This window comes from Gramella sp. KN1008, assembly GCF_004332155.1.
In the GTDB taxonomy this organism is placed as follows: Bacteria; Bacteroidota; Bacteroidia; order Flavobacteriales; family Flavobacteriaceae; genus Christiangramia.
The window spans coordinates 270998-289217 of the sequence record NZ_SJDV01000005.1 but is presented as its reverse complement, the minus strand read 5'-3'; the positions used below and the strand labels follow the sequence as shown (position 1 = coordinate 289217).

17 protein-coding genes are annotated in these 18220 nt (G+C 40.1%); 14 read left to right on the top strand and 3 right to left on the bottom strand.

Annotated features, from left to right (window positions below; translation table 11 throughout):
• Positions 1–159: 159 nt before the first annotated feature.
• The 5 genes from EZJ28_RS11575 to EZJ28_RS11555 all read left to right on the top strand — a co-directional run bounded on the left by EZJ28_RS11575 (position 160) and on the right by EZJ28_RS11555 (position 7675).
• A complete protein-coding gene (locus EZJ28_RS11575; RefSeq protein ID WP_131398005.1) occupies positions 160–1047 on the top strand; it encodes a YitT family protein in 888 nt (295 codons plus the stop codon).
• Entirely contained in the window at positions 1040–1618 is a 579-nt protein-coding gene (locus tag EZJ28_RS11570) for an HD domain-containing protein (protein ID WP_131398003.1), read from the top strand. Before EZJ28_RS11575 ends, EZJ28_RS11570 begins: the two co-directional genes overlap by 8 nt.
• 279 nt (positions 1619–1897) lie before the next feature.
• Positions 1898–3331 (top strand): TolC family protein, encoded by a 1434-nt coding sequence (locus EZJ28_RS11565; protein WP_347562597.1) that lies wholly within the window; start codon positions 1898–1900, stop codon positions 3329–3331.
• Positions 3332–3343: 12 nt separating this feature from the next.
• Complete coding sequence (locus EZJ28_RS11560; protein WP_131398000.1) at positions 3344–4555, top strand: efflux RND transporter periplasmic adaptor subunit; 1212 nt, start codon at positions 3344–3346, stop codon at positions 4553–4555.
• A gap of 3 nt (positions 4556–4558) precedes the next feature.
• The gene (locus EZJ28_RS11555) at positions 4559–7675 is read left to right on the top strand and encodes an efflux RND transporter permease subunit (RefSeq protein ID WP_131397998.1); all 3117 of its coding nucleotides are present in this window, start codon (positions 4559–4561) and stop codon (positions 7673–7675) included.
• 206 nt (positions 7676–7881) lie between these two features.
• Here the strand turns inward: EZJ28_RS11555 and EZJ28_RS11550 are convergent, their stop codons facing one another.
• The 3 genes from EZJ28_RS11550 to EZJ28_RS11540 form a co-directional block, all read right to left on the bottom strand.
• A complete protein-coding gene (locus EZJ28_RS11550; RefSeq protein WP_131397996.1) occupies positions 7882–8565 on the bottom strand; it encodes an outer membrane beta-barrel protein in 684 nt (227 codons plus the stop codon).
• A 164-nt stretch (positions 8566–8729) separates the two neighbouring features.
• Positions 8730–9953 carry a S8 family peptidase gene (locus tag EZJ28_RS11545; RefSeq protein ID WP_131397995.1) on the bottom strand — a complete coding sequence of 408 codons (1224 nt, stop codon included), beginning with the start codon at positions 9951–9953 and terminating at the stop codon, positions 8730–8732.
• A gap of 160 nt (positions 9954–10113) precedes the next feature.
• Positions 10114–10428, bottom strand: a complete 315-nt coding sequence (locus EZJ28_RS11540) for a rhodanese-like domain-containing protein (protein WP_131397993.1) — start codon at positions 10426–10428, stop codon at positions 10114–10116.
• Between the two features lie 152 nt (positions 10429–10580).
• On the opposite strand from EZJ28_RS11540, the gene EZJ28_RS11535 reads away from it, so the two are divergent.
• From EZJ28_RS11535 to trpB, 9 genes are all read left to right on the top strand, one after another.
• Positions 10581–11033 (top strand): MarR family winged helix-turn-helix transcriptional regulator, encoded by a 453-nt coding sequence (locus EZJ28_RS11535; RefSeq protein WP_131397991.1) that lies wholly within the window; start codon positions 10581–10583, stop codon positions 11031–11033.
• Positions 11017–11667 carry an NAD(P)H-dependent oxidoreductase gene (locus tag EZJ28_RS11530; protein ID WP_131397989.1) on the top strand — a complete coding sequence of 217 codons (651 nt, stop codon included), beginning with the start codon at positions 11017–11019 and terminating at the stop codon, positions 11665–11667. Before EZJ28_RS11535 ends, EZJ28_RS11530 begins: the two co-directional genes overlap by 17 nt.
• Before the next feature lie 19 nt (positions 11668–11686).
• Entirely contained in the window at positions 11687–12256 is a 570-nt protein-coding gene (locus tag EZJ28_RS11525; RefSeq protein ID WP_131397987.1) for a YceI family protein, read from the top strand.
• Positions 12257–12477: 221 nt separating this feature from the next.
• Positions 12478–13872, top strand: coding sequence for an anthranilate synthase component I family protein (locus EZJ28_RS11520; RefSeq protein ID WP_131397986.1), 1395 nt, complete (start codon positions 12478–12480; stop codon positions 13870–13872).
• An 8-nt stretch (positions 13873–13880) separates the two neighbouring features.
• The gene (locus tag EZJ28_RS11515) at positions 13881–14498 is read left to right on the top strand and encodes an aminodeoxychorismate/anthranilate synthase component II (protein ID WP_131397984.1); all 618 of its coding nucleotides are present in this window, start codon (positions 13881–13883) and stop codon (positions 14496–14498) included.
• Positions 14499–14501: 3 nt separating this feature from the next.
• Positions 14502–15497 carry an anthranilate phosphoribosyltransferase gene (gene trpD, locus EZJ28_RS11510; protein WP_131397982.1) on the top strand — a complete coding sequence of 332 codons (996 nt, stop codon included), beginning with the start codon at positions 14502–14504 and terminating at the stop codon, positions 15495–15497.
• Positions 15498–15502: 5 nt separating this feature from the next.
• Complete coding sequence (trpC, locus tag EZJ28_RS11505) at positions 15503–16291, top strand: indole-3-glycerol phosphate synthase TrpC (protein WP_131397980.1); 789 nt, start codon at positions 15503–15505, stop codon at positions 16289–16291.
• A gap of 1 nt (position 16292) precedes the next feature.
• On the top strand, positions 16293–17006 hold the full coding sequence (locus tag EZJ28_RS11500) for a phosphoribosylanthranilate isomerase (protein WP_131397978.1): 714 nt from the start codon (positions 16293–16295) through the stop codon (positions 17004–17006).
• Between the two features lies 1 nt (position 17007).
• A complete protein-coding gene (gene trpB, locus EZJ28_RS11495; protein ID WP_131397976.1) occupies positions 17008–18189 on the top strand; it encodes a tryptophan synthase subunit beta in 1182 nt (393 codons plus the stop codon).
• The last annotated feature ends 31 nt before the right edge of the window (positions 18190–18220 follow it).

Here is an 18220-nt window from a genome sequence, read left to right as displayed (position 1 = left end):
ACAGGGTAGATCCCATTAGATTAATTGTGGGATCTATCTTTATTTTACTTAACCCTTGTCAGTAATAAACCTGCAAATCCTTTAAATACTGAAAACCAAAATTTTAAAGTATATTGTTATCTATAAACCAGTCCCACATATTTTATAATTTCATTCCATATGGCTTCAGGTAAAATCGAATGGAAAACGGTATTCTCGTTTCGGTCGGCAGCTTTTACTTTCATAGGAGTCCTTCTCGCCGTTATTGGTTTGCAGGGCTTTATGGTTCCTAATAATTTTCTTGATGGAGGTGTCACCGGACTTTCCATTCTTATGAGCAGTTATGCGAAATTTCATATCAGTCTCTGGCTACTCATTTTCAATATTCCTTTTCTAATCGTAGGTTATCATAAAATAAGCCGAACCTTTGGTGTACAGGCTCTGATTGCAATGCTTTTGCTATCTGCAGGAATGTATTTTATAGACATCCCGGTCTTTACCAACGATAAGGTTCTTATTGCAATTTTTGGCGGTTTCTTTATAGGGCTTGGAATTGGTTGTGTTATTCGTGGCGGAGGTGTTATAGATGGTTTTGAGGTTATTGCCCAGTACACCGAACGAAAATCGGCATTCACTGCAGGTGAGATCATTCTTGCTCTAAATACACTAATGATAATCTTTGCTGCTCTCCGGTTTGGAATAGAAACCGGGATGTACTCCATTCTTGTATATTTCACCGCGATGAAAACTTCCGATTATGTGGTGGATGGTTTTGAAGAGTATACCGCCCTGAATATAATCTCTAAGGAATCGGAACAGATCAAATCTGAGATCGTTAATAATTTCCATAAGGCGGTAACAGTATATAAAGGTGAAAGAGGCTTTCTTCCCGGTTCATATCAAGCAAAGGCAGACTGTGACATTATCATGACGGTAGTCACAAGACTGGAAATACACCGAATCAAAGTAGCGGTGGCAGAAATAGATTCGGAAGCATTTATTTTTGTGAACAGCATCAAAGAAGTAAAAGGAGGGATTGTAAGAAGAAACAACAGGACCAATGCATAAACCTATCTTCAAGAAGATATACAAACGTTTACAGAACGAGCTTCCACCCTATCTTTTTTATCACGATGCAGAACATACCAGGCTAGTGGTAAATCAGGCCAGGTTTATAGCAGAAAAAGAAGGTCTTCCGGAAGGGAATATTGAACTTATTGAAATAGCCTGCCTATATCATGATACAGGTTTTCTTATTAAGGCTGAGGATCATGAAGAAAAGAGTTGCGAACTGGCAATGCAGGAACTTCCTCAATATGATTTTACCAAAGCGGAAATAGAAAATATCTGCGGAATGATAAGAGCAACGAAGATCCCACAAAAACCTAATAATATGAATGAAAAAGTGGTGGCTGATGCCGACCTTTTTTACTTGGGAACTTCAAACTATGATTTTTTCAGTAAAAAGCTGTATAGAGAATTGAAGATGCTAAAACCAAATATAACCGATGAGGAATGGTTAGAAATTCAGGTTTCCTTTCTGAAATCACATCATTTCCATACCCCCTTTGGGATTAAGGTACTGGAACCAGTAAAACAACAAAATCTCCAGGCCCTTCTTCAATCGGATAATCCATAAAATAATTAATTGTTTTTACAATCCGGAAAGAAATTAAAGTGCAGCAAGTAAAGTCCTGAATATCTTTCATCCTATAATTGGCCTGTGAGACAGGTTATTTTTCCTTCATGGAATTCATAGGACCATGGTCAATAATAGAATTTCCTGATTTTCATCATCAACCACTTCTATAATCCTCTTTTATCACATCTTATTAAAAAAATGTAACTTTAGAAGGCTGATTTTCAAACAAAAGAATCTTCGGTTATATAGAACCGCTGTATTAAATTAATAATTATTCTGACCAACACCACCTACAAAGCAACGTCTAGCTTTAGTGCTCTGAGCTATCCATATTATATATGGATACTGTTTTTATTTATTTTTTTAATAGTTCAAACCGGGTGTGCGCCAAGACTCCAGGACGTAAATGCTCCTATACCTGAACCAAAGGAGTTTACCCAATCAGGTACAGATTCTATTCCAGTAAAATGGTGGACCACCTTTCAGGACCCTACTCTTAATCGTGTTGTTAAACAGGCTTTGGAATCCAATCTCCAACTAGCGGGAAACTGGCAACAATTCAAGGCTTCCCTGGCTTCAGTTAAAAGAGAAAAATCATTTTTATGGCCGGAGATAGATGCAACTGTTAGAACAGCCATCAGCAGACCGGAACCAGACTTTGCCGGAGGCGAAAACCTAAGGGCAGGCCTATCAGCTTCTTATGAAATAGATTTATGGGGAAGAATAAGTTCAGGAATTCAGGCAGAAAAATTCCGGGCTAAGGCATCCTATTTTGATTTTCAGGCCGCAGCTATGACACTTTCTGCCGAAACAGCCATCACCTGGTATCAACTGGTCACGACGAGAAAGCAACTTGAACTGATCAATCAACAAATAAAAACAAACGAAGATATTGTAAGACTTATAAGAGCTCGGTTTACCGGGGGACAAATAAGGGCAGTTGATATACTGAGACAGGAACAGTTACTGGAAAGCACCAAAGATCAAAAGATATTTTATGAAACCCGTATAGGATTACTTCAAAATCAGCTTTCGGTAATGTTGGGACGTCCACCCCAGAATGAAACGATTTTCCCGGGAGACAGTTTGCCTGTCTTACCAAGCCTGCCAGAAACCGGCCTCCCACTGGAACTTATTCGACGCAGGCCAGATGTACAACAATCTTATAATCTGGTACTGGCAGCTGATCGTGACATGGCGCAGGCAATACGAAACAAATACCCCAGAATATCTTTAAATTTAGAAGGCCAGTTGCGATCCAATAATTACAATTCTCTCTTTCAGGATTGGGCTTATACCCTGGCTGGGAATATTGTTGCCCCACTTATTTACGGAGGAAGATTACAGGCAGAAGTAGATCAAAGTGAGGCTCTTAAAAACCAGGCTCTATTTGATTATGGCCAAACCGTTCTTATTTCTTTCAGGGAAGTGGAAGATGCTCTTATAAGGGAACAAAAACAAAGAGAGAGGATTAAAGTATTGGAAAGAAGACTGGAACTTGTAAAAAAAACCAGTGATCAGTTAAGAATAGAATTTCTTAACGGACTGAGCGATTATCTCGATGTCCTTTTACAGCTGGACAAGCAGCAACAGCTGCAACGGGATATGATAGAAGCAAAACAAACTTTAATCGAAATAAGGATCTCCCTCTACAGGGCACTGGCGGGAGATTTTGGACATGAACCACCAGAAAATTTTCAGGCAAATTAAAGAAGCTAGCGCATGACAACTAAAAAAATATGGATTATATGTGGAATAATCCTGCTGGGGGCGGCAGCGGTCACCCTTCTAATTTTTATAACCGAACCCAAAGCCCAGCAGGAAGGAGCTACCAAACAAATGGCTATGTTGGTAGAGGTCGTACATGCTGAAAAAGGTGATTTTATTCCTATTATTCAGGCAACCGGTACGGTGCAACCTGTAGAAGATGTTATCATAAGTCCATTAGTTAATGGCCAGGTTGTAAGAAGAGACCCTTCCTTTGTTCCTGGTGGATTTGTTAAAAAAGGTGATGTGCTTCTACAGATTGACCCATCAGATTATCGAAATAATCTGGAGCTCAGGAAAAGTGAACTTCTACAGGCTCAAACCAATCTGGAAATGGAAATGGGCAGACAGGAAGTGGCCGAAAAAGACCTTGAACTGGTAGGAAGAGATTCCCTTTCTCCAAAACAGCGATCACTTGTACTAAGAGAACCACAGTTAAACGCGGTGAAGGCGGATATCAAAGCTGCCCGGGCCGCGGTAGAACAGGCTAAAATCAACCTATCACGGTCCACTCTAAGAGCTCCATTTGATGCCCATATCCTGGATCAAAATGTTACAATAGGATCGCAGGTTGCTCCCGGTGATAACTTAGGCCGTCTTGTGGGTACAGAATATTACTGGGTAACACTTACAGTTCCTGTTGTAAACCTAAAATGGCTTAAATTCCCTGATTCTGAAGATGAAACCGGTTCAAGGGTTAAGCTTAGGAATACTTCTGCCTGGCCCGATGGGAGCTATAGAATAGGCTACCTTGATAAACAGATAGGTGCCCTGGACGAGCAAACAAGACTCGCACGGGTTCTAATTAAAGTGCCGGACCCTCTTGTTCAGAAAACTAACGAGAACCAACCAAAGCTGATGATCGGCACATTCGTGGAAGCTAATATAGAGGCTGAAAAAATAAAGGAAGTAATCAGAATAAAAAGAGATCATGTAAGGAACAATCAAACCGTATGGGTAATGGATGATGGGGAGCTTTCCATTAGAGAGCTTGAAATCATCCTTACCGATTCAGATTTCGCATATATAAAGAAAGGGATAGAGGAAGGAGAAAAAATCGTCACTACCAACCTTAGTACGGTAACCGAAGGTATCAAGCTAAGAACGGGGACGGAGGACTCTACATCAGATAATATGGAAAATACCACCAACGAAACCTTAGAATAGAACATGGAGCAGCCTGAAAAAACAGAGCCCAGAAGAGAAGGCGCCATTGCCTATATGGCCAGGAATTCGATTGCTGCGAACCTGTTAATGATAATCCTAATCGGAGGTGGAATATGGACGATGTTTAAAATACAGAAAGAGGTATTTCCGCAATTTCAGCTAGATTATGTAAATGTAAATGTAGTCTATCCCGGAGCTGCCCCAGCAGAAGTGGAACAGGGAATTCTTCTTCCGGTAGAGGAAGCTATACGGGGCATTCAGGGTATAAAAGAAATAGTCTCAACAGCCCGGGAAGGGTCTGGAGAAGTAGTTATAGAATTATTGGCGGGCACCAATAGAATGAAGGCTTTTCAGGAAATAGATCAGGCCGTGAGTCGGATTCGCACCTTCCCTGACGATATTGAACAACCCCAGGTAAGTCTTCAGGCCAGACAACAGGAAGTAATGGAAATTGGTCTCTATGGAAGCGCCGATATCTGGACTTTGCGAAAACTAGCTGAAAGGCTTAGAAACCAATTGTTAAGCAATCCCGAAATAACCCAGGTAGAAATAGGCAATGTTCCTGATTATGTCACACATGTGGAAATATCCCGGCATAACCTGAGACAGTACAATTTAACCCTTGGCCAGGTGGCCAATATAATTGCCCAGTCAAGTGAAGACGTCCCTGCCGGAGCCGTTGAAACAGAAGCGGGTGAGATTCTTTTAAGGATGCAGGAACGTAAACAGTGGGCGGAAGAATTTCAGAATATCACTATTGTCTCCTCCCCTTCAGGTGCAAAGGTAACCCTGGCTGATATTGCAAGGATCACTGATGGATTTGAAGAAACGGGTTTTCATGGACAGTTTAATCAAACGCCATCGGTAGAGCTCAATATATTCAGGGTCGGGACCCAGTCACCTCTGGACATCGCTGAAACGGTACAGCAAATACTTAATGATATTCAGCTTCCCCCCGGAGTGAAATACCGCATAGACAGCAATAGTGCCGAAGATTACAGGGAACGATTGTCCCTGTTAACGGAAAATGGCATTTTAGCAATTATAATTGTACTGCTGATACTGACTCTTTTTCTTGAATATCGCCTGGCTTTCTGGGTTATGATGGGAATGGCCATATCATTCATTGGGGGCATGATATTACTTCCCGTGATAGGGGTTAGCATTAACATGATCTCGATGTTCGGTTTTCTCGTCGTTCTGGGTATTGTGGTAGATGATGCCATAGTGGTGGGAGAGAATATTTATGAATACAGGCAACGGGGATATAGTTATATAGAAGCAGCGATTGAAGGCACAAAGGATGTCTCTAAACCAGTAACCTTTAGTATCGTAACCACGATCATTGCCTTTGTGCCGCTCCTCTTTATGCCGGGTGAAACAGGGAAATTCTGGTGGCCATTACCAATGGTAGTGATTGTGATCCTGGCTGTTTCACTTCTTGAAGCTCTATTTATTTTACCCTCTCATTTAGGACACCTAAAAGAAAAGAAAAGTACGGGATGGGTAGCGAAACTGGAAAAGTGGCAGGGCAGCTTCGCTAATAAATTCAATAGTATTATTCAAAACCAATACCGACCATTCCTTGACCTTTGCCTGAAGTACCGGTATATAACCATTAGCTCAGCTGTTGGTTTGCTTTTGATAGTGGGAGGTTATGGATATAGCGATCATATGGGAATGATCATGATGCCCGAGGTAGCAGCAGATGAGATCGAAGCCGGGGTAAGATTACCGGTAGGGACCACTACCCTTCAGGCAGCCAAGGTGGCCGAAGATATTACCAAATCCACTCGGGAAATGTTTGAAAGGCATAACCTGTATGAAGTTGCTGAAGGTATCAAAACCAATGTAAGAGGTCAAAATTTTATAGATGTTGAGATCGTTATGTTGCCGCCCGATGAAAGAGATATGTCTGCAAGGGAACTGATAGCACTTTGGCGGGATAATATTGGAGAAATAGAAGGAGTTGATCAGATAACCTTTGAAGCGGAACGAGGTCCTGGAGGCTACCAGCAGGATATAAGTGTAGATCTTAGTCATTCAGATATTAATGTACTTGAAAAGGCCAGCACTGCTTTTTTGGAGCGAATGGAGAAATTTGAAAACACCCGTGATATAAGCGATAATTACGATAAAGGAAAGATGCAATTCGATTTCAAGCTCCTTCCTGAAGGACGCAATCTGGGTTTTACCTCCTCCCAGATAGGTCAGCAGGTACGAGATGCTTTTTACGGAGCGTTAGCCTTAAGGCAATTAAGGGGCACTGAAGAAATTGAAGTAAGGGTGAAATTACCACTGGAAGAGCGTCGGGATATTCAAAATCTGGAAAACTTCATTATTCGAAATGATAACGGCGTGGAAGTTCCTTTGATGGATGTAGTCAAAGTCGAGCAAAGAGAGGCTTTTACCTCTATTAATCGAAGGGATGGCAGAAGGGTGGTGAACGTAGGAATGGATGTGGAGCCGGCCAATGCGGTAACGCGAGTTCTGGAATCTATTCAAAGTGAAGTTTTGCCTCAGCTTAGAGCAGATTTTCCCGGAATTACATGGACTTTTGAAGGTAGCCAGGCCGATATGAGAGAATCTACGGCTGTACTATGGAGTGGATTTTCAATGGCTATGCTTCTCATTTATGCCCTCCTTGCCATCGCATTTAATAGTTACACTCAACCCTTGATTGTCATGGTAGCTATACCTTTTGGAATTGTTGGAGCGGTAATAGGTCATATTCTGTTGGGTTATGATCTGTCTCTTGTAAGTTTAATGGGGGTTATTGCTTTATCCGGAGTAGTTGTGAACGATTCCCTTATTATGATAGATTATGCTAATAAGTTAAGGAAGAAAAACTCAGTATATGATGCGATTCACGAGGCTGGTTTACGCAGATTCAGACCTATCCTGCTCACGACTCTTACAACTTTTGGGGGTCTAACTCCTATTATCCTGGAAACTTCCAGCCAGGCATATTATCTTATACCAATGGCAATTTCACTTGGGTTCGGGATCGTTTTTGCAACTTCTATTATTTTACTGATAGTTCCGTGCCTTTATCTTATTCTTGAAGATGTAAAAAACCTATCCGGGAAAGGATCTTCCAATATACCTTCAAGATACTAAGAAAAGAGCAAATCTTATCAATTTTCGAGGGTTTACCCTCTATAGGAATATTAAAAAATTAACTATATCTTTAAAATTCAAAGTTTTGGTTATGGAGTAAGCTTAAAGCATAGGCAATATTTTTCAACTTATTCTTTAACTAACCAACATGAAAAAGGGATGAAGTGATTCATCCCTTTTTCCTTTAAAAAAAATAATGTGTTTTTTTAGAAGTAACAGCCTCCTTTTCTCCTTCCCGGATTGGCTGAACTATCAAATATTTTGAAACTTAGACTTATCAGGAACTGATTTAGGCGCGTATCATCAAAAGTAGCACGGTTGATCCCGTAATCACTATTTACTATATCTATTTCCATAGGCTCTTCAGAAGCCAGTGATCTATCATATCTAAGATCCAATTCAAACCGGCCAAAACTAGCCTTTATTCCTGCCTGAGCTGCAAGAGGGGTATTCTGAGCAACAATTACCTGATTTGGTGGCTCAGTTCCTTCCAATGAAGAATCCAAAATATTTTGATATGCAGGACCTGCATATATATCTATAGGCCCCCACACATTATACCCGAATAACAGGGGAACGCTGATCTTATCTACAGCATAAATGGATGTTGCCTTAGGGAACTGAAACTCGGTTTCCATAGAGCTGTAAATAAACTCAGGCCTTAGTAGGAATTTTCCGAATCTTACTTCAAAAAAAGCGCCACCGTGAAAACCAAATTTGGAATCCGCTTCAACGGTACCATCATAATAGAGTCCGTTGGAACTATTTCCAGTAATTTGACCTCCCATAACATAATTCGCTCCTCCCTTAATTCCAAAGCTAAATTCCTGAGCATTAGCAAAGGAAACACAGAAGAATCCAAGTAAAAGTAGATAAAGTGCTTTATTCATAATCATAGTATAAATCTCGGACAATCGGGGTTAAATATATCAATTTAAAAAACCAATCAAATAGTTCGTTATATGTTTTTAACGTAAAAATTTTTATTTGAGTATCTATAAATAAAAAAGCACCACATAAACTGGTGCTTTTTCCGGTCTTACAAAATTAATTTTTAATGTACTATAATCGGATCTGGGTCTCCATCTGGATCCTGACTTACGGTTCCATCAGTTCCTGCATTTCCAAGTAAAAGGATACCAGCTGCATGAGGAGAAGCCATAGAAGTCCCACTTATTGTATTATAACCTCCATTTTTCCAGGAAGACTTAATTGCTACTCCGGGAGCTGCATAATCAACAGGCGGGTTCCCATAATTAGAGAAAGAAGCCCAACTATCTGTATTGTCCATAGCTGAAATAGTTACTATGTTAGATCCGTTTGCACGAGCTGGTGAATGATTATTAGCATCATCGCTTTCATTTCCTGCAGCAAGAGCGAATTTAATTCCATTTTCGGAGGCTGCAACTACGGCATCGTCCAATGCTTGTGAAACAGGCCCTCCTAGTGACATATTAGCAACATCTCCATTAGAACCATTTGCACCAACATAATCAACACCGGCGATAACACCAGAATAAGATCCACTTCCACGGCTATCAAGAACCTTCACAGGAATAACGGTAGCTCCTGCTGCTACACCAATAACACCTACATTATTGTCTATAGCGGCGATAGTCCCTGCAACATGAGTCCCATGTCCATGACCGTCATCTAAGGATTTGGCATCTCTTCCCGAAGTAAAAGCATTGAATCCCCGTGAAGCATCTACATTAAGATCTTCATGGTCAAGATCAATCCCGGTATCTATTACCCAGGCCACATTTGATCCTGAATAACTAACACCTCCATTAACTCTTGTAATTCCATAGGGAGTTTCCTGGCCTTCAGAGCCACCGCCTCCATCTCCATCGCAAGGACCTCCATTAGGAGTTCCACATGGTGGCGCAAAAACTACAAGACGATCCTCTTCCACATAAGCTACCTCATCTCTTTTTCTAAGGTTGTCCGCATCAAAAGAGCTTAATTTCAAGGTTGCACCGTTAATGGTCTTACTATAAACGTTTACTATCTCACCCTTAATGCCCGCATCAGACATTAATTTAGTGGTTCTTGCCTTTACCCTATCCTGAGATTTTTGATAGTTTTCGGAAGCTTTTCCAGTATCTGTACGGTTAAAAACAACTATGTACTGGCCAGGAATCACCTGGGAATCAGATGGAGCAACCATATTGGATTCATCTTTTTCATTAAGAGGGGTTGAGTCCTGGTTACAGGAAAATAAAAATGCCGCAGCAAAGACAGCAGCACCTAATGTTTTGAGTGTGTTTAACTTCATTTATTTTAAGTTTTAGGTTAAAAAAAAGGTTAATAGATCGATTAAAACTAAGCTTTGTTAGACAGTTTACAAATTTTTTTATCTTAAAAGTGAGATTTTGTAATAAAAAAGCCACACAAGTTGTGTGGCGTTAATTTATTAAAAATAAAGGTTTTAACTGCTATTTTTCAGCCTTCTCTCCTTCCCATTCTGAAAATCCGCCTTGCAGATTATAGGTTTCACTGAATCCCATTTGATCGAGCAATGTACAGGCCTGAGAACTCCTTTTGCCGGATCGGCAATAAATATAATAATGTTTTGCCTTATCAAGCTTTTCTACCTCATTGATAAATCCCTGTCCTTTGTAAATGTCTATATTCAGAGCATTTGGAATATAGCCTTCGTTTACTTCTTCTTCTGTACGAACGTCCAGGATTACAGCATTCTTATCCTTCTTCAGTTTCTCCTGCCACTCCTGCTGGGTTAAGTCTTTCATAATAATCTCATTAGTTTATTGGTGGCCGTAAATATAAACCGTTTTTTTTATCTGATAAATCCTGAAAAACTTCAATCCAAATTTTAACAGAAAATTAAAATGAAAGATTAAAAAAGCCCTTATATTTGTACATACAAATGTTGTAGATACAAATGAAAATTGAAGAACTGCTTAAGACGAAAGATAAGATGCCTGAATCCAGGAAACTGGTTTTGAACATCATTGTTACGGCCAATTATATTACCGATAAAATCGCCGAAGCCTTAAAACCTTTCGCAATAAGCAATCAGCAATTCAATGTTCTGAGGATTCTGCGGGGACAGAAAGGAAAACCCGCAAACCTATCCACCATTCAGGAAAGAATGGTTAGCAAAATGAGTAATACAACAAGGCTGGTTGACAAACTCGTAGACAAGAATTACTGTGAAAGGATTGTTTGTCCTTCCAACCGCCGTAAAGTTGAGATAAGGATAACTAAGGATGGTCTGGAATTACTTCAGAAGATAGATCCGGTTATTGATAAAGTAGAAAATGATTTTGCTAATAAAATAAGTGAAAAGGAAATTTTATCATTAAACACAAATTTGAATGAACTTAGAAGTTAAGACCGAAAATTATATCGAAAATCTTTACTGGCGCTATGCCACCAAGAATTTCGATAAGGAAAGAGAACTTAGTGAAGAAGACCTGGAGAAGTTGCTGGAAAGCGTAAGGCTTTCAGCTTCTTCCTACGGGTTGCAACCCTATGAGATCTTTGTGATCAAAGATTCAGAAACAAAGAAAAAGCTCAAAGAAGCTGCCTGGAATCAGCCACAGCTAACAGATTCATCCCTCGTTTTTGTATTCGCAAATTTCAGAAAAATTGAAGAGTCTCATATAGATGACTATCTTAATAACATTGCTGAAACCAGGAATACAACAAGAGAAAATCTTAAGGGTATGGAGGATATGCTTAAAAATACCATTCTATCCTTCTCTGAAGAGGAACAAAGAATCTGGGGTGCCAAGCAAACCTACATTGCCCTGGGAAACCTGCTTTCGGCAGCAGCCGAATTCAGAATAGACACCTGTCCTATGGAAGGTTTCGATAATGAAAAATTTGATCAGATCTTAGGTTTGAAAAGTAAGAATCTTACTTCTTCCGTTATAGCTACTATAGGTTACCGAAGTGAAGAAGATAGTGTGCAACATCTTGAAAAAGTGAGAAAAAATAAATCAGAATTATACACCATATTATAATAACAAAAAATTGAAAACTATGAAAAACAGATTTTTAAAAGGTGGAATTGCCTCAGTAATTGTTCTAACAACATTAGCGTTCACGAACACAAAAAAAGAAGTAGATGTCGAATCAAGTGAAGTAACTTGGACAGGTGAAAAAGTAACAGGTTCTCATCATGGAACTATTGAACTGGAAAGCGGATATTTAATGATAGAAGACGAGAAGATCGTTGGTGGTGAATTTGTAATGGATATGAGCTCTATTACCGTAACCGATCTTTCCGGAGAAAATAAAGATAAACTTGAAGGTCACCTGAAGTCTGATGACTTCTTTGGGGTGAAAAATCACCCAACTTCAAAACTTGTGATTACTAGCGCAGCTTCCAAAGGAAACGGAGTTTACGGAGTCGTGGGAGAACTTACCATTAAAAATGAGACTCATCCTATCACTTTCGACCTTAAAATGAATGAAGATTCAGCTTCAACCGAATTAACTATCGATCGTTCAAAATATAACGTTAGATATGGTTCAGGAAGCTTCTTCGACAATTTGGGAGACAAGACCATATATGATAATTTCGAGCTGGACGTAAACCTGAAATTCTAAAAATAAATCTCCCGGAATTTTAATTCCGGGATTTTTATTTTAAAAATGTTTGATTAGAAAAATTTCGTTTCTATATTTGAAGCAATGTTTACAATGAAAGCACATAACTGGTGGTGGATTAACTTACGTCGAAATTCGTGAGCTAATACGCCATTCAATTATATAAAATATAAGGCTTGTCTCACGACAAGCCTTTTTTTATTTCAAAAAATCAACATTCAATGTTCGAATTAAATACAAAATACAGGAAAATTCTGGCCGATACGATAACTCCGGTAAGTATTTATCTCAAATTAAGGGACAAATATCCAAACAGCCTCCTACTGGAAAGTAGTGACTATCATGCCAGTGACAATAGTTTTTCATATATATGTTGTAATCCTATCGGTTCCTTCAAACTTGAAAATGAAAAGATAACCGAAACTTTTCCTGATGGAACTAGGCAGATACGTAAAGTAGACGACTCTGTTTCCGTACCTGCAGCGATTCAGAAATTTTCCCGACAGTTCAGGGCCGATTCTTCCGAATTCAAGTTCATTAATAATGGTTTATTCGGTTACATCGCTTACGATTCTGTGAGATATTTTGAAAACGTTGATATACAGCGAAAAGACAAAGACCTTCAGATCCCCGATATTTATTATGCGGTTTATCAAAATATTATCGCTATAAATCATTTCAAGAACGAAGCTTATATTTTTGATCACAGTTATGATTCTGAAAATAAAATAGAAGAAATCGAGCAATTACTGAAGGTTAAAAATTTCGCTTCCTATAATTTCAGCAGATCAGATAAACCGGAATCAAATCTTACAGATGATGAATATAAATCTGTAGTGGAAGCAGCTAAAGAACATTGTCACCGGGGAGATGTTTTTCAATTAGTACTTTCCAGGAGATTTTCTCAGAAGTTCAAGGGAGACGAATTTAACGTATACAGGGCTTTACGAAATGTGAACCCCTCCCCTTACCTCTTTTATTTCGACTACGGAAACTTTAAGATCTTTGGAAGTTCTCCAGAAGCACAGCTCGTAGTTAATAAAGGAAGGGCTGAAATTCATCCTATCGCCGGAACCTTTAAAAGAACCGGGAATGATGAAAAGGATGCTGAAATAGCCAAAGAACTTGCAGCCGACCAAAAGGAAAATTCAGAACATGTGATGCTTGTGGATCTGGCCAGAAATGATCTAAGCCGCAACGGAAGTGATGTAAAGGTTGAGACTTACCGGGAAATACAGTTCTTCTCGCATGTGATACACCTGGTAAGCAAAGTAACCGGTAAAAAGGATCCCAACGTACCAACTTCACAAATTGTAGCAGATACTTTTCCTGCAGGGACTTTGAGCGGAGCTCCGAAACCCATGGCATTAAAGCTTATAGAGAAATTTGAGAACGTGAACCGAAGTGCCTACGGGGGGGCAATAGGTTTTATGGATTTTGAGGGGAATTTCAACCACGCGATCATCATCAGGTCTTTTGTAAGCAAGAACCACGAACTGCATTACCAGGCGGGAGCCGGAATAGTTTCAGAATCACAACCCGAAAAGGAATTACAGGAAGTTTATAACAAGCTGGGGGCTTTGACCAAAGCCCTTGAAATTGCTGAAGAAATATAATGAAAGAGATGAAAAAGATATTAGTAATAGATAACTACGATTCTTTTGTGTACAATCTGGTCCACTACCTGGAGGAGCTAGATTGCCATGTGGTAGTGAAAAGAAACGATCAGCTGGATATTGAAGAAGCTGAAGAATTTGATAAGATATTATTATCTCCCGGGCCTGGAATTCCTGATGAAGCCGGTCTCCTCAAGCCGATTATTGAAAAATATGCTGCTACTAAAAGCATTCTGGGAGTCTGCCTTGGGATGCAAGCCATTGGCGAAGTCTTCGGTGGGACTCTGAATAATCTTGATGATGTTTACCACGGGGTAGCCACTAAAATTGAACTTTTTGTAGATGATGAATATATTTTTGATGGTCTAGGAAAAGAGTTTCAGGTTGGGCGTTATCATTCCTGGGTGGTTGATAAGAATTTACCGAACTCTCTTCAGGTTACCAGTTATGATGAAAAAGGCGAGATCATGTCTTTAAGACACAAGGAATTTGATGTTCGCGGAGTACAGTTTCATCCTGAATCGGTTCTAACTCCAGATGGAAAGAAGATGATAAAAAACTGGGTAAGCCACAATCCGGAAGGAAAACAAGAAAAAACAGAAGCCAAACCTCAGCACGAAATTTAGGAAATGAAAGAACTATTAAACAGGCTCATAAGCCACGAGACCATTACCAGCCAAGAGGCCAAACAGGTCATTTTCAATATTTCAGAGGGCAAGTACAACGAAACCCAGATCGCGGCTTTTCTTACGGTCTATATGATGCGCAGTATTACCATTGAAGAACTTGAAGGATTTCGCGACGCACTTCTTGAATTATGCATCAAGGTTGATCTTTCGGGTTATGAAGCTGTAGACCTTTGTGGAACCGGTGGCGATGGAAAGGATACTTTCAATATCTCCACTACCTCATCATTTGTAACTGCGGGAGCCGGAGTTAAAGTGGCTAAACATGGAAACTACGGAGTCTCATCGGTAAGCGGAAGTTCTAATGTGATGGAATTTCTCGGAATAAAATTCAGCAACGATGCCGGTTTTTTAGAAAAATGCATAGATCAGGCTAATATCTGCATTCTGCATGCACCTTTATTTCACCCGGCGATGAAAAACGTTGCCCCGGTTAGAAAAAGCCTGGCGGTAAAGACTTTTTTCAACATGCTCGGGCCTATGGTGAATCCGGCTTTTCCTAAGAATCAGCTGGTAGGTGTTTTCAGCCTTGAACTGGCCCGGATGTATGCCTATCTTTATCAGAATACCGATAAGAATTATACAATTTTACATGCTTTGGATGGCTATGATGAGATCTCTTTAACAGGTGAAACTAAAAGTATCAGTAATACTTCTGAAAGAATCCTGAAAGCTTCAGATTTTGGAGTTTCAGAATTGAAACAATCTGAAATTGCGGGTGGCGGTTCTATAGAAAGTTCCGCTGAGATCCTAACCAATATCTTACAGGGAAAAGGAACCGAAGCTCAAAATAACGTGGTGTGTGCTAATGCGGGAATGGCGATTGCCACTTCAAGAAATTTGAATCCGCAGGATGGCTTTGCAGCCGCTAAGGAATCTCTTGAGTCAGGAAAAGCTTTTGAAAGTTTTAAAAAATTGCAGGAATTAAGTCAAAATTGAATTAGATGAATATTCTCGATAAGATCATAGCAGATAAGTTTAAGGAAGTTGAATTAAAGAAATCGCTGATCCCGGTTTCTCAATTAGAAAACTCGGTTCTGTTTGAAAGAAAATGCGTTTCTCTGGCAGAAAATTTAAAGATTGGTTCGGGTATCATTGCCGAGCATAAAAGAAGATCTCCTTCAAAATCGGTTATCAACCAGCGTCTGAATGTTCAGGATGTGACCTCAGGATATGAAAATGCGGGTGCTTCGGGAATTTCAGTTTTAACCGATGGAAAATATTTTGGCGGTTCTCTTGAAGATTTACTTTACGCCAGGGCTTCCGTAAATATCCCTATCCTTAGGAAGGAATTCATGATCGATGAATACCAGGTTCTGGAAGCCAAAGCCCATGGAGCCGATGCCATCCTTCTGATCGCTGCGGTTTTAACCGAAAAACAAATGGCTTATCTTGCAGAATCAGCAAAAAAACTTGGTATGGACGTGCTTCTTGAAATTCACAATGAAGAAGAATTACAGAAATCCCTGAAGGTAAATGCCGATATGATTGGAGTGAATAACCGTAACCTGAAAACTTTCAAGGTAGATATTGCCAACTCCAAAAAACTATCAGCTCTTATTCCGGATGAATTCGTAAAAGTATCCGAAAGCGGGATAAGCGATACAGCGGCAATCGCTGATCTTAAAAATTATGGTTTCGAAGGATTTTTGATCGGTGAAAACTTTATGAAAACAGATGATCCCGGAGCTGCAGCCACCAAATTTATTAAACAACTAAAATCGATCGCATAAAATGAACCAGGAAAACATGGAAGAAAAAAACCTGATCACGCCGGCATCGGGGCAAAGTTCAGGTTTAAGTTTTAAGGTTTGCGGGATGAAACAGCCCGGAAATATGATACAGGTCGCCGAACTGCAGCCTGATTATATGGGATTCATTTTTTATGACAAATCTCCACGTTACTTTGATGGTGAACTTCCCGAAATTCCTGCCGAGATCAAAAAAACAGGGGTTTTCGTAAATGCTGGCCTGAATGATATCCTTCAAAAAGTTTCAAAATACAATCTAAATGCTGTTCAGCTTCATGGCGATGAAACTGCCGGATTCTGTAAAGATCTGAAGAGCGAACTCCAAAAATTAGGGAATACTCCTGAGCTGATCAAAGTGTTTTCGGTTGGGGAAAGTTTCGATTTTCAGGTAATAAAAGCTTATGAAGGGATCGTGGATTATTTTCTTTTCGACACTAAAACGGAGCTAAGGGGAGGCTCAGGAAAAGATTTTAACTGGCAGATACTCAAAGAATATCCTTCCAACACCCCCTTCTTCTTAAGCGGCGGGATTGGCCCGGAACACGGAAGTGCTATTTCAGAACTAAAAGACCACTTTTTAAGAATAGGAAAACCGGCCTTACTCTATGCGGTTGATGTGAACAGTAAATTTGAACTCAAGCCGGGATTAAAAAAATTAAAGGAATTAAAAGATTTCAAAACTCAGATAAATTTATAGAATGAGCTATCAGGTTGATGAAAAAGGATATTACGGAGAATTTGGAGGGGCCTATATTCCTGAAATGTTATATCCGAATGTTGAGGAATTGCGTTCGCGCTACCTTGATATAATGAAAGAAGAGAGCTTTCAAAAGGAATTCAAGGATCTTCTAAAAGATTATGTGGGGCGCCCTACTCCCCTTTATTATGCAAAAAGATTCAGTGAAAAATATGGCACAAAGGTTTACCTGAAACGTGAAGATCTTTGTCATACCGGCGCTCACAAAGTGAACAATACAATCGGGCAAATCCTGATGGCACAAAAACTTGGAAAAAATCGAATTATCGCTGAAACCGGTGCTGGCCAGCATGGTGTGGCTACCGCGACAGTTTGTGCATTAATGGGAATGGAATGTATCGTTTATATGGGTGAAATAGATATTGACAGGCAGGCACCGAATGTTGCCCGTATGAAAATGCTGGGTGCAAAAGTAATTCCTGCTAAATCAGGAAGCCGAACATTGAAGGATGCGACCAACGAAGCGATTCGTGACTGGATCAATAATCCGGTTGATACCCATTATATCATTGGTTCGGTTGTTGGACCTCATCCATACCCTGATATGGTTGCCAGATTCCAGGCTGTTATCTCAGAGGAGATCAAGACCCAGTTAAAAGAAAAAGAAAACAGGGAAGATCCTGATTATGTGGTGGCTTGTGTTGGAGGAGGCAGTAACGCGGCGGGCGCCTATTATCATTATCTGGATAAGCCGAATGTCGGAATTATTGCTGTTGAAGCTGCCGGAAAGGGAGTTGATTCAGGTGAAAGTGCGGCCACCTCAGCGCTGGGAAAAGCCGGTATTATTCACGGTAGTAAGACTTTGTTAATGCAAACGGGCGACGGACAGATCACCGAGCCATACTCAATTTCGGCCGGGCTGGATTATCCCGGCGTAGGACCGATGCATGCGAATCTATTTACGAGTGGCAGGGGTGAATTTATAAGTATCACAGACGAAGCCGCGATGAAAGCAGGACTGGAACTGGCGAAACTGGAAGGGATCATTCCGGCTATAGAAACTTCTCATGCACTGGCCATCTTTGAAGACCGAAAGTTCAAAGAAGATGACATCGTAGTGGTAAATCTTTCGGGGCGTGGGGATAAGGACCTCAATACTTATATCGAATATTTTAATCTTTAGCTCTTCGTCATTCTGAACTTGTTTCAGAATC

What these genes read in the sequence shown, in the direction of transcription:
- EZJ28_RS11540 (WP_131397993.1), bottom strand. Translation starts at nt 10,428, where the DNA reads ATGAAAGACTTAACCCAGCAGGAGTGGCAGGAGAAACTGAAGAAGGAT.
- EZJ28_RS11500 (WP_131397978.1), top strand. Translation starts at nt 16,293, where the DNA reads ATGAACCAGGAAAACATGGAAGAAAAAAACCTGATCACGCCGGCATCG.
- EZJ28_RS11545 (WP_131397995.1), bottom strand. Translation starts at nt 9,953, where the DNA reads ATGAAGTTAAACACACTCAAAACATTAGGTGCTGCTGTCTTTGCTGCG.
- EZJ28_RS11525 (WP_131397987.1), top strand. Translation starts at nt 11,687, where the DNA reads ATGAAAAACAGATTTTTAAAAGGTGGAATTGCCTCAGTAATTGTTCTA.
- EZJ28_RS11555 (WP_131397998.1), top strand. Translation starts at nt 4,559, where the DNA reads ATGGAGCAGCCTGAAAAAACAGAGCCCAGAAGAGAAGGCGCCATTGCC.
- EZJ28_RS11570 (WP_131398003.1), top strand. Translation starts at nt 1,040, where the DNA reads ATGCATAAACCTATCTTCAAGAAGATATACAAACGTTTACAGAACGAG.
- EZJ28_RS11530 (WP_131397989.1), top strand. Translation starts at nt 11,017, where the DNA reads ATGAACTTAGAAGTTAAGACCGAAAATTATATCGAAAATCTTTACTGG.
- EZJ28_RS11515 (WP_131397984.1), top strand. Translation starts at nt 13,881, where the DNA reads ATGAAAAAGATATTAGTAATAGATAACTACGATTCTTTTGTGTACAAT.
- EZJ28_RS11535 (WP_131397991.1), top strand. Translation starts at nt 10,581, where the DNA reads ATGAAAATTGAAGAACTGCTTAAGACGAAAGATAAGATGCCTGAATCC.
- trpD (WP_131397982.1), top strand. Translation starts at nt 14,502, where the DNA reads ATGAAAGAACTATTAAACAGGCTCATAAGCCACGAGACCATTACCAGC.
- trpC (WP_131397980.1), top strand. Translation starts at nt 15,503, where the DNA reads ATGAATATTCTCGATAAGATCATAGCAGATAAGTTTAAGGAAGTTGAA.
- EZJ28_RS11550 (WP_131397996.1), bottom strand. Translation starts at nt 8,565, where the DNA reads ATGAATAAAGCACTTTATCTACTTTTACTTGGATTCTTCTGTGTTTCC.
- EZJ28_RS11520 (WP_131397986.1), top strand. Translation starts at nt 12,478, where the DNA reads ATGTTCGAATTAAATACAAAATACAGGAAAATTCTGGCCGATACGATA.
- trpB (WP_131397976.1), top strand. Translation starts at nt 17,008, where the DNA reads ATGAGCTATCAGGTTGATGAAAAAGGATATTACGGAGAATTTGGAGGG.
- EZJ28_RS11575 (WP_131398005.1), top strand. Translation starts at nt 160, where the DNA reads ATGGCTTCAGGTAAAATCGAATGGAAAACGGTATTCTCGTTTCGGTCG.
- EZJ28_RS11560 (WP_131398000.1), top strand. Translation starts at nt 3,344, where the DNA reads ATGACAACTAAAAAAATATGGATTATATGTGGAATAATCCTGCTGGGG.